Annotated in this window: 14 protein-coding genes, 1 tRNA gene and 1 other RNA gene; 11 read left to right on the forward strand and 5 right to left on the reverse strand. The window is 60.4% G+C overall.

What is annotated here, in order from left to right:
• Position 1 precedes the first annotated feature (1 nt).
• Positions 2–340, forward strand: coding sequence for a phage head closure protein (locus H4P12_RS00155; protein WP_187791591.1), 339 nt, complete (start codon positions 2–4; stop codon positions 338–340).
• 200 nt (positions 341–540) lie between these two features.
• On the opposite strand, the gene H4P12_RS00160 is transcribed toward H4P12_RS00155, so the two are convergent.
• Together H4P12_RS00160 and H4P12_RS00165 are read right to left on the reverse strand one after the other, a co-directional pair.
• Positions 541–795 (reverse strand): hypothetical protein, encoded by a 255-nt coding sequence (locus H4P12_RS00160; protein ID WP_187791592.1) that lies wholly within the window; start codon positions 793–795, stop codon positions 541–543.
• Positions 792–1,040, reverse strand: coding sequence for a helix-turn-helix domain-containing protein (locus H4P12_RS00165; protein WP_187791593.1), 249 nt, complete (start codon positions 1,038–1,040; stop codon positions 792–794). Before H4P12_RS00165 ends, H4P12_RS00160 begins: the two co-directional genes overlap by 4 nt.
• 256 nt (positions 1,041–1,296) lie before the next feature.
• Between H4P12_RS00165 and H4P12_RS00170 the strand changes: the two genes are divergently transcribed.
• From H4P12_RS00170 to H4P12_RS19125, 5 genes are all read left to right on the forward strand, one after another.
• A complete protein-coding gene (locus tag H4P12_RS00170) occupies positions 1,297–1,500 on the forward strand; it encodes a hypothetical protein (protein WP_187791594.1) in 204 nt (67 codons plus the stop codon).
• Complete coding sequence (locus tag H4P12_RS00175; RefSeq protein WP_187791595.1) at positions 1,497–1,700, forward strand: hypothetical protein; 204 nt, start codon at positions 1,497–1,499, stop codon at positions 1,698–1,700. The genes H4P12_RS00170 and H4P12_RS00175 overlap by 4 nt, the downstream gene beginning before the upstream one ends.
• 136 nt (positions 1,701–1,836) lie before the next feature.
• Positions 1,837–2,304 carry a hypothetical protein gene (locus H4P12_RS00180; RefSeq protein ID WP_223115653.1) on the forward strand — a complete coding sequence of 156 codons (468 nt, stop codon included), beginning with the start codon at positions 1,837–1,839 and terminating at the stop codon, positions 2,302–2,304.
• Between the two features lie 85 nt (positions 2,305–2,389).
• Positions 2,390–2,605: a hypothetical protein gene (locus H4P12_RS00185; protein ID WP_223115654.1), complete on the forward strand. Its 216-nt coding sequence runs from the start codon at positions 2,390–2,392 to the stop codon at positions 2,603–2,605.
• On the forward strand, positions 2,592–3,674 hold the full coding sequence (locus H4P12_RS19125; RefSeq protein WP_223115655.1) for a tyrosine-type recombinase/integrase: 1,083 nt from the start codon (positions 2,592–2,594) through the stop codon (positions 3,672–3,674). The genes H4P12_RS00185 and H4P12_RS19125 overlap by 14 nt, the downstream gene beginning before the upstream one ends.
• 9 nt (positions 3,675–3,683) lie before the next feature.
• Here H4P12_RS19125 and H4P12_RS00195 read toward each other — a convergent pair.
• The 3 genes from H4P12_RS00195 to H4P12_RS00205 all read right to left on the reverse strand — a co-directional run bounded on the left by H4P12_RS00195 (position 3,684) and on the right by H4P12_RS00205 (position 5,244).
• Positions 3,684–3,758 (reverse strand) — tRNA-Glu (locus H4P12_RS00195).
• 237 nt (positions 3,759–3,995) lie between these two features.
• Positions 3,996–4,307, reverse strand: a complete 312-nt coding sequence (locus tag H4P12_RS00200) for a hypothetical protein (protein WP_187791596.1) — start codon at positions 4,305–4,307, stop codon at positions 3,996–3,998.
• Positions 4,297–5,244, reverse strand: coding sequence for an AEC family transporter (locus tag H4P12_RS00205; protein WP_187791597.1), 948 nt, complete (start codon positions 5,242–5,244; stop codon positions 4,297–4,299). Before H4P12_RS00205 ends, H4P12_RS00200 begins: the two co-directional genes overlap by 11 nt.
• 79 nt (positions 5,245–5,323) lie before the next feature.
• On the opposite strand from H4P12_RS00205, the gene gatC reads away from it, so the two are divergent.
• From gatC to rnpB, 5 genes are all read left to right on the forward strand, one after another.
• A complete protein-coding gene (gene gatC / locus H4P12_RS00210) occupies positions 5,324–5,611 on the forward strand; it encodes an Asp-tRNA(Asn)/Glu-tRNA(Gln) amidotransferase subunit GatC (protein WP_187791598.1) in 288 nt (95 codons plus the stop codon).
• The gene (gene gatA, locus H4P12_RS00215) at positions 5,608–7,092 is read left to right on the forward strand and encodes an Asp-tRNA(Asn)/Glu-tRNA(Gln) amidotransferase subunit GatA (protein WP_187791599.1); all 1,485 of its coding nucleotides are present in this window, start codon (positions 5,608–5,610) and stop codon (positions 7,090–7,092) included. Before gatC ends, gatA begins: the two co-directional genes overlap by 4 nt.
• Before the next feature lie 33 nt (positions 7,093–7,125).
• Positions 7,126–7,746: a hypothetical protein gene (locus H4P12_RS00220; RefSeq protein WP_187791600.1), complete on the forward strand. Its 621-nt coding sequence runs from the start codon at positions 7,126–7,128 to the stop codon at positions 7,744–7,746.
• Complete coding sequence (locus tag H4P12_RS00225) at positions 7,743–8,387, forward strand: N-acetylmuramoyl-L-alanine amidase (RefSeq protein WP_281390341.1); 645 nt, start codon at positions 7,743–7,745, stop codon at positions 8,385–8,387. The genes H4P12_RS00220 and H4P12_RS00225 overlap by 4 nt, the downstream gene beginning before the upstream one ends.
• Positions 8,388–8,494: 107 nt before the next feature.
• Positions 8,495–8,871, forward strand: an RNA gene (rnpB, locus tag H4P12_RS00230) — RNase P RNA component class A.
• The last annotated feature ends 43 nt before the right edge of the window (positions 8,872–8,914 follow it).

An 8,914-nucleotide genomic window follows, 5' to 3' on the forward strand; every position in this document is an offset into this window, starting at 1 on the left:
CATGGCACAGCGCGATCAGAAATCGGCGGGCCAGCTGACCAAACGGGCGGAATTCCTCAAGCCGTTCATGGAAAAGGACGCGGATGGCCGCGTAATTCAGCGGTATGACCTGCAATTCCGCAGCTGGGCGCATGTTCTGCCGCTGCGCGGCGGCGAACAGATCATGCAGGCGCGCATGGCAGCGAAGGCCCCGGCCATCGTGACCATCCGCGCAACGCCGGAGGCGCGCGAGATCACCAGCGAATGGCGACTTCGCATCGGCGGCATCGAATACGACCTGAAAGAGCATCCGCGCGAAAGTCAGGATCGCGCGTTCCTCGAAATGCTGGTGGAGGCTTGATGAGATAGGGTCGGGATGCGCCCTGCGGATCAGAGGGCTGCGAAGCATCTGGGATCAGACGGATAGTGCCCGGCAGCCTATGCCGAAAACCCCGTCAAGGCGCGGCCTCATTGGATTCTCCGGGGCGTGGCGCGGATCAGCACGGCAGCCCTGCCGGGGCTGATCAGAGCCGGGGCGTGAAAGCGTCCCGGCCAATTCTGTCAACTGAAGTCCTCATCATTACCAGATAGACCAGCCTTGAACTTTTCATCCAGCCTTTTGAAGTATGCCCGCTGCCCTTCCTCATCGATCAGAGAGTGAAACAGGGGCGACGCCATGTTGATGACTTCGCAGCCATTCACTTGCAGCAGGTTTCCATCCCGGCCTGTTACAGTAACGCCAATTGAACCCGTGTGATATCCATCGTCGTCACGCTCGATCATCACAAGACGGTAGCTTTTGCCAATTTCGATCATGGTTTGTCTTTCCTTAACCTTACGCCCGGCCCGTCGCCGTTTTCGTCGATGAAGATCACCCCGCCAGCTTCGAGAGCTGCACGGATCGCGGTGGCGGTATCCTCACGCCCACCAATTTCGCCTGTCGCGGCCTCAAGTCGTTTGATCGTCGGAAGGGAAATCCCCGATGCGCCAGCAAGGTCAGCCTGCGACCATCGCAGCAGCGCGCGCGCGGCCTTCACTTGCTCAATTGATACTTTTAGCATTGACAGCCGTTTCTTGGTCGTGTTGATACTTTCAGTATTAACACCGCAATGGAGCGACCACAATGCGCCTCAACCCGATTTCCGGGAACACCCCCGGCTTACCTTCCGCCCGCCTCTTTGAAATCCACGACTGCCTGTCCCTCGCTCTGGACGTGACCGAGCGACCGCGCAGATATACAGCAACTCCGAACGCGAAGCGCGCAGCTATGTCCGCACGGCCTTACAGGCAGGTCAACAAACTGATCAAGGTATCGGTATGAGCCGCGATTGGCACATGTATGATGGCAGTGTCAGTATTGGCGTCGATGAGAAGGCCGCCCAAATCCGCCATCTTGCGGCCATCGGCGTAGCCGCGAGCGATACCGCTTACAACATCCGCAATTTCAGCACATGCTACATATCACTTTTCGAAGTGATCGCTCGCCTCGCTCATGAGATAGAGGACGAGGTTGACCCATGAAACGTCTTGATCTTGAGGCTGGCGACCTGATCGCCATAGCCATGTGTTACATCGATATTATTGAAATGGCGACACGATGTGACCAAACCGAGGAAGGCAAAGCGATCAATCGCGTGGCCTTCGACGCGGTTGCGAAATTGGCCGAGGCCAAAGACGCTTTGAAGGAGCATGCGGAGGAGGTTGGGAAAGGCCTTACATGATTATCACCCGGATTGCGATGCGCACAGGCATGAACCTGAACTGGATTTTTGATCCGGTGACGGCGTGGCGAAGAAAAGAACCTCTGGACATTTTCTGCAAGTTTGGTATCTATGGAAAAAATCCAGAGGTTATGACATGGACAGCACTACCCCACGGCTGACGACAGCTTTCGCGTGTGAAGTCGCTCGGCTTGATCGAGACCGTTTCAATGAGGCTGTTTCGGACGGCTTCCTAGAATGCGTTCCCTCAACGGTGGCTGGCCGAACCCGTTACTTTGAACCCGATGATATGATTTCGATCTGGCTCTATCGCGAGTTGATGGAGGGCGGCTACTCGCGCGAAGCGGCGGGCCGTATCGCATGCGCGATTTGTGTGAAGGCGACAGTGCATCCAGAGGCCAAGGCCATCGCCTACGTGGAAACCTATGTCGGTTCTCGACATGCCTGTCTGCCCGAAGATGTGCCCTCGGCGGATCAGTGGGATACGGCGCTGTTTTCCGGCTCCGACATTCGGCGTGTTACAACTTTCAACATCGAAAAGATGCGGCGGCTGATCGCCCATGCAACTGCTGAGAAGCTGCGCACCTTCGGATCCGAGGATTGATGGCCCTGAAATCCAGCCGAGGCGGTCCAAGTTTGGCGACCGAGCCGCCTCGGCCTTACCTGAAACCCAAGTAGGAGAATCAGACGTGCAGGACCATAGCACCAACAAGGTGCCGCGCGTTACCCCGTTCCGGCAGGCAGATGTGACCCGCGCCATCAAGGGCGCGCAGGCAGCTGGCTTCGAGCCGGGCGAGCTACGCATTTCGCAGGACGGCACTATTCACGTTCTCCGCGCAGGTGCGGTGTCGATAGGTGCAAACCGGATCGACCAGCTGATTGAGGCGCGCCGTGGCAAAGCATAAAGGCGGCGAATTTCCCGGCGTGTCTCGCAACTGGCAACGGGGCAAGCTGCGCTGGCGGTTCAAGAAACACGTCAACGGCGTGAAGGTGATCGACGCCTATATCGACCATCCCTATGGCTCGACTGAGTTCAAGGCCGCGTATGAGGCGCTGCTGCGCGGCGCAGAAAAGCCCGTGTTCTCGACGGCGGTCTTCGGCACGGTCGGGTGGATCATCGAACAGTTCATGGGCGATGCACAGTATCTGAACGCCTCGGATAGTCGACGGAATACGCTGCGGCGCGAATTCGACTGGCTCAAGCAGCAGGCGGGCACATGGCCGCTGGACGATATCCGCACCCGCCATGTCGAACACCTGATGGGCATGAAAACAGGCCCAACCGCTGCCAACACGGTGCGCAAGAACCTGTCCACCCTGTTCAATTTCGGCATCCGCAAGGAATGGCTGACCGTGAATCCGGCGAAAAAAGCCATGACACGGAAGGAAAACGACACCGGCTATCATACGTGGACCGAGGAAGAGATTTCCCGGTTCCTCGACACCTTTGGCGCAGGCACAAAGCCCCGGCTTGCGATGCTGCTGGTTCTGTCCACGGGCGCTGCGCGGCAAGATGTGATCAGGCTGGGGTGGCAGAACGTCAAGAACGGTCGCATCAGCTATCGACGCGGAAAGACCGGGCAAGCTGCCGATCTGCCGATCCTGCCCGAGCTTTGGGCCGAACTGGATCGCTTGCCGCGCAACGTGATGCTGTTTTTGCACCATGGGGCAGGGCACGCTTACAAGCCCGAAAGTTTTGCGAACTGGTTCAAAGATCAATGCACCGCAGCGGGATTGCCGCACTGTTCCACGCATGGTCTGCGGAAGGCTGGGGCGACCCGGTTGGCGGAACACGGGGCTACGGAATTTGAGATCATGGCCTTCCTTGCGCACAAGACGCCGCATGAGGCGGCGACCTATACAAAGGCCGCTGGACGTGCCCGATTGGCCGATGGCGGAATGAGTAAATTGCCCTCGTTCACCAAATTGCAGGGCAATTCAGATGTGCAAGATACTGAAACGATGGGGAAATAGATGGATAAGTGGCAGCCCGTAGGGGAATCGAACCCCTCTTTCTAGGTTGAAAACCTAGCGTCCTAACCGATAGACGAACGGGCCACTTTTTCAGCGCCGCCAGTGTTCCCGGCTGCGTGGAGCGGTGTTTAGGCGAGGGCGTGGATGGGCGCAAGAGGAAATTTTACGAGTTTTGAAATTAAATTTGGATGCGTTGAAACAGCGGTGCGGGATGGCTTTCCAAGGGTTTGCGTGAACAGGAGTCAGGGGCAATAACGCCCCTGAGCACCTTCATTTATCGACCCTCCGACGAGCGGAGCGGACATAAGGAACCGGGTTCCCTCAGCCGAAGTTGATGACGACATTTGCGCCCGATGCGCTCATGTATGGACGCAATTCGGCCCAGCTATCCAAGTTTGGCTTGATTATCTGAATGGTGTCGACGTTATTTGGAAAATCGGTGATGACATCCACGCCGTGAGAGTAGCGATAGATGACGACATCCCTACCTGTGCCGCCTGCAATGAGGTCATTTCCGGCAAGGCCGTCATTCCCCAGAACAGTGTCATTGCCGCGGCCACGGCGCAGCGTGTCGTTTCTGATGCCATCCTTGAGAGTGTCATTTGCGAGGCGGCAGGTCCTGCTATCCCGCAATCATCCCGCCCAGCACCAGCCACAGGGGCAGCGTCACGGCTGACAGCACGGTCTGCCAGGTGAACATGTCGGCGAAAAATTCCGCATCCCCGCCCATCTGCCGTGCAAGGATATAGCCGACCGAGGCTCCGGGCGCGGCGGTGGCCAGCAGGCCGGATGCAATTTGGTAGGCGGGCAGGTGGATCAGCAGCCCAATCAGCAGGAAGATTGCCGGGCACAGCAGCAGGCGCAGTCCGACGCCGATCCACATGGCCTTGTCGCTTTGCCACAGGCGCCGCAATTCGATTCCCGCGCCGACGGTCAGCAGGCCGATGGCCAACGCGCCCTGGCCCAGCCAGTCCAGTGGCGCCATGACCCATGACGGCAGATCAACCCCCGACAGGTTCAGCAGCAGGCCGGCAACACAGCCCAGCACCAGCGGATTGCGGACGATCTCTTTGCCGATGCGCTTGATGGCCTGTTTGCGGGTAGCGGCCTGGTCGGTTGCGGTTTCGGGCGGCAGCAATGTCAGTGCGATAATGGCCGAAATGTTGAAAGCCGGGATCAGAAACGCCAGCGCGACCGCCAGATCGGACAGCGCTTTCGGCCCCAGACCTTGCGCCGCAACCGCAAGGATCAGCAGCGAGTTGAACCGCAACGCGCCCTGAAACATCGAACTGGTGCGTGGGTTTGTCAGCCGCAATGGCCGACGCAAGGCCAATGCCAACAGTCCAACTATCGCAAAAGCCACCGCCATCGCGCCCAGATAGGGGCCCAGCGTGCCCAGGGTCAGGTCGGACCGATAGATCGAGGTCAGCAGGATGGCGGGGAACAGAACGCGGAAGCCAAGCTGCTCGATCCCCGGCCAGCTATGCGTGGCGATGATTTGCGTGCGCCGCAGCATGTGCCCGATCGCAACAAGCGCGATCACCGGCAGGATTGATAGGGCAGCTTGCATCCGTCCCCCTTTGGTATCGCGCGGTTCTTGCAGGTGCGCCCGTTGGGTTGTAGACCCGCGCGCAACGAAAGGAAATGTCATGTCGATCACCGAGGACGAGGCCCGCAAGGTTGCCCATCTGGCACGAATCGCAGTCGATGACGCTCAGCTGCCCGCCCTTGCGCGCGAACTGAGCGGGATCCTGAAATTCATGGAACAGCTGAACGAAGTCGATGTTGACGGTGTCGAACCGATGACTGGCGTGACCCCGATGCGGCTGAAGCGGCGCGAGGATATCGTGACGGCTGGTGGCATGCAGGACAAAATTCTGGCCAACGCGCCCGATGCGCGCGAAGGCTTTTTTGCCGTGCCGAAGGTGGTGGAATGAGCGATCTGAACAAACTGTCCATTGCCGAGGCGCGCGACGCGCTGGCCAAAGGCGATGTAACCTCGGTCGAACTGACGGATGCCTGCCTTGCTGCGATCGAGACATCGGGGGCGTTGAACGCATTCGTCCATCAGACACCCGATATGGCCCGCGATATGGCCCGCGCCGCCGATCAGCGGATCAAAGCGGGCGACGCGGCCCCGATGACGGGTATCCCGGTCGGGATCAAGGATCTGTTCTGCGTCAAAGGTGTGCAGACGCAGGCCGCCAGCCGGATTCTGGAAGGATTCCGCCCGGAATATGAATCGACCGTGACGCAGAACCTGTGGGATGCGGGCGCAGTCATGCTGGGCAAGCTGAACCAAGACGAATTCGCCATGGGTTCGACCAACGAAAACAGCGTCTATGGCCGCTCGGTCAATCCGTGGAAAGCCGATGACGGGCAAGAGCTGACTGCGGGCGGCTCGTCCGGGGGGTCTGCTGCGGCTGTTGCTGCGGACCTGTGCCTGGCGGCGACGGGCACGGATACCGGCGGCTCGATCCGTCAGCCGGCCGCCTTCACCGGGATCGTCGGCCTGAAACCGACCTATGGCCGTGTCAGCCGTTGGGGTGTCGTGGCCTTTGCGTCGTCGCTGGATCAGGCCGGGCCGATGACCAAATCGGTGCGCGACGCGGCCATCATGCTGGGTGCGATGGCATCGGTGGATGAGAAGGATTCGACCAGTGCCGAACGCCCCGTGCCCGATTTTGAGGCGGCACTGACCGGCGATATTCGCGGCAAGAAAATCGGTATTCCACGCGAATATCGCCTTGATGGATTGCGCGATGATATCGCATCCGTCTGGAAGCAGGGCGCAGATATGCTGCGCGATGCAGGTGCCGAGATCGTCGATATCTCACTGCCCCATACCAAATACGCCTTGCCCGCCTATTACGTCATCGCACCGGCCGAGGCGTCCTCGAACCTTGCCCGCTATGACGGTGTCCGCTATGGCCGCCGCGCCAAGCTGGGGCAGGGCGATGGCATCGTCGAGATGTATGAAAAGACCCGCGCCGAGGGCTTTGGCCCCGAGGTGCAGCGCCGCGTGATGATCGGCACCTATGTGCTGTCTGCGGGTTTCTACGACGCCTATTATAACCGCGCACGCAAGATCCGGACCCTGATCAAGCAGGATTTCGAAAATGCCTATGCCAGCGGTGTCGATGCCATTCTGGCACCTGCAACGCCTTCGTCGGCATTCCCGCTTGGCGCGATGGACGATGCCGACCCGGTGCAGGTCTATCTGAACGACGTGTTTACCGTGACGCTGAATCTTGCCGGACTGCCCGGAATTTCGGTTCCCGTCGGGCTGGATGCACGCGGATTACCGCTTGGACTGCAACTGTTCGGGCGTCCCTTCGAAGAAGCCGATTTACTTAATCAGGCGTTGGTGCTTGAAAAAGCTGCGGGTTTTGTGGCCAAGCCGAACCGCTGGTGGTAGGTTGGTCGAAATCATTGGTATGACGGAGGCACGATGCGCGGCTGGTTGGTGATTTCGGTGCTGGCGCTGGCCGGTTGTGGCGAACATCAAGGGTGGAACCCGAACTATCAATATGGGGCCAACGCCTACGGCGAATATCGGGTTGCGCGTGAAAAGGCGCTGGTGACGAATACGGAATCGCCCGCAACGATCCCGGTGGCGCTTCCCGCCGAAGCGTTCACGCCTGAACAGATTGCCGGTGCTTCGCCGGTTCCTGTTCCCACGACGATGGGCGCAGGCCGTTTCCGCCGCGCAACCACGGCAACCGTCGCAACCACATCAACCGTTCGTGCAAACCCGAATGCGCCGTCGCAGATCGTGCCCGATTCGATGTTGCCCAAGACGACCACCGGTCCCTATCCGGGATCGACGCCGGTTCTGGTCCGCTATGCCTTCGCGCAGGAGCATGCACCGGGCACGCGTGTCTTTGCCCGCACCGCCGGCTCGGCCACACAGGCGACCCGCGCTTGCGCCAGCTATCAATCGGCGGATGCGGCACAGACGGCGTTCCTTGCCGCCGGTGGCCCGGACCGCGACCCGCGCGGAATGGACCCTGACGGTGATGGGTTCGTCTGTGGCTGGAACCCGGCTCCGTTCCGCCAACCGCAGCTTTGATCATCCGTTATCCAAGTCCGAATTTCGGGGACCGGCGCGGGCAACGACCCGAACTGATCGTCCTTCACTATACCGGTATGGCCGATTGCGCCTCGGCCCGCGCGCGGCTGTGCGATCCTGCGGCAGAAGTCAGCGCCCATTGGCTGATCGACGAGGACGGGCATGCGGAAGCATTGGTGCCCGAAGATCAGCGGGCCTGGCATGCCGGTGCGGGCAGCTGGCAGGGGCGCGATGACGTGAACTCTCGCAGCATCGGGATAGAGATCGCCAATCCCGGCAATGCCCCATTTCCCGCCCGACAGATGGATGCGCTGACTGATCTGCTGCGCGACATCATGCAGCGATGGCATATCGGGCCAGAAGGTGTGATCGGCCATTCCGATATGGCCCCTGATCGCAAGACAGATCCCGGCCCGCATTTCGATTGGCAGCGCCTGGCACGTGAAGGTCTGGCAATCTGGGGCGCAGGTGGCGCGGACATTCCGCTGCACGAAAGCTTGGACAGAATCGGCTATCCCGATAGCGCGCCTGATCAGCGGCTGGCTGCCTTCCGGCTTCGCTTTCGCCCCTGGGCCTCTGGACCGGAAGCAGAAGCCGACCGCCGCGCGGCCGCTTCCGTCGCCCTGCGCGTGCAGATCTGATTCTTCTTTGCTGAAATACCCCGGGGGAGCCGCCGTCAGGCGGCGGGGGCGGCGCCCCCTATTGCCCCATTGACGTCGCGAGCCATGCCCGCCATATCCAATATCGCGCGGAGGGCTGGATGACCGCGTGGCTTCGTGCCGCGAGGAAAGTCCGGACTCCATAAGGTGACGGTGCCGGGTAACGCCCGGCGGGGGCAACCCCAGGGAAAGCGCCACAGAGAACAGACCGCCCGCAAACTGCGGGTAAGGGTGAAACGGTGGAGTAAGAGCCCACCGGGGGGCTGGCAACAGTCCCCGCATGGCAAGCCCCACCGGGAGCAATGCCGAATAGGGACCGCGCGCGGCGCAAGCTGCAGGGCTACCTTGCCCCAGCAGGTCCGGGTAGGCAGCTAGATCCGGCTGGCAACAGCCGGGCCAGAGGAATGGTCATCCCGTTTCGGGGCAACCCGACAGACAGAATCCGGCTTACAGGCCCTTCGCGCAGATAATCCTGTTTCGGCAATGCCGGATGTCCTGGTGAGTGTCCC

Origin of the sequence: Paracoccus amoyensis, assembly GCF_014490725.1 — a bacterium.
Taxonomy (GTDB): domain Bacteria; phylum Pseudomonadota; class Alphaproteobacteria; order Rhodobacterales; family Rhodobacteraceae; genus Paracoccus; species Paracoccus amoyensis.